The sequence below is a fragment of the Streptomyces hydrogenans genome, from assembly GCF_014656075.1.
Lineage (GTDB): Bacteria > Actinomycetota > Actinomycetes > Streptomycetales > Streptomycetaceae > Streptomyces > Streptomyces hydrogenans.
Genome location: NZ_BNBS01000295.1, coordinates 1 through 1144 on the forward strand (window position 1 = coordinate 1; position 1144 = coordinate 1144).

2 protein-coding genes are annotated in these 1144 nt (G+C 75.3%); one reads left to right on the forward strand and one right to left on the reverse strand.

The genetic code is table 11. The annotated features are described in order from the left end of the window. Window positions 1–215: 215 nt before the first annotated feature. Window positions 216–722 carry a carboxymuconolactone decarboxylase family protein gene (locus IE321_RS41505; protein ID WP_190226783.1) on the reverse strand — a complete coding sequence of 169 codons (507 nt, stop codon included), beginning with the start codon at window positions 720–722 and terminating at the stop codon, window positions 216–218. A 46-nt stretch (window positions 723–768) separates the two neighbouring features. On the opposite strand from IE321_RS41505, the gene IE321_RS41510 reads away from it, so the two are divergent. Beyond that, window positions 769–1144: GntR family transcriptional regulator (locus IE321_RS41510; RefSeq protein WP_190226784.1), on the forward strand; the 376-nt coding region annotated here is incomplete at its 3' end.

The window sequence follows — 1144 nt, forward strand, 5'->3', positions numbered from 1 at the left end:
GTCCGCGAGCTCGGCCTCATCTGAGCCCACCCGTCCGGCGGACGGAGTCCGTCGCGGCTTCCCGAAGCCCGGGAGGCCCCCCCGGGGCCGAGCGGTGCGAGGGGAGCGTCGGGAAACAGCGCGCGACGCGGTGCGCGAGCCGGGCCTGATCTGGGCCCCGCCCCCCCCGCGCACGGAAGAGCCCCCGGTCCTCGGACCGGGGGCTCCTCCCGTTCTCAGTGGGCGCGCGGCGTGTAGTGGCCGGGGACCATGCGGGTCGTGACGGCGATGCGGTTCCAGGAGTTGATGACGACGATCGCCGCGATCACCTTGGCGAGCTCCTCCTCGTCGAAGTGACGGGCGGCCGCCGCGTACACCTCGTCGGGGACGAAGCCGTCGGTGAGGACGGTGACGGCCTCGGTGAGGGCGAGGGCGGCCAGCTCGCGCTCGGTGTAGAAGTGCCGGGACTCCTGCCAGGCGGCGAGCTGCACGACCCGCTCCGTGGTCTCGCCCTCGGCGAGCGCGTCCTTGGTGTGCATGTCGAGGCAGAAGGCGCAGTGGTTGATCTGCGAGGCGCGGATCTTGATCAGGTGGTAGAGCGCCGGGTCCACGCCCTTCGCGGCCTCCTGCTCCAGCCGGAGCATGGCCCGGTAGAAGTCCGGGACCCGCTCGGCGAAGGGCATCCGGGGGGCGTGCTCGTGGGCGAGTTCCTGGGCGGGGGAGTGCGCTGTGGTGGTGGTCATGCGGCCACCGTACGCAGCGGATGGCCTGCCGCTATGGTCCATTCCCATGCGGAACGACTGGGCCACTTTCGGCGCCGACCTCCATCTCGACCTGCGCGGCACCCGCCTCAGGGCCGGCCTCATGGACGCCCTGCGCGAGGCCGTCCGAGGTGGACGGCTGGCGCCCGGCACCCGGCTGCCGTCCTCGCGGCAGCTGGCGGCGGACCTCGGGGTGGCCCGGAACACCGTCGCCGACGCGTATGCCGAACTGGTGGCCGAGGGGTGGCTCACGGCGCGCCAGGGTTCCGGCACCCGGGTCGCCCTCCGGGCCGACCCCCGTCCGACGGGGCCGCGGCGGGCCGACGTCCGGGCGGGCGCCGGGGAGGCGGCCGGGACGGGCGCTCCGCGGGCCGTCCCCGGCGGGCCGGCTCCGGGCGGGGCGG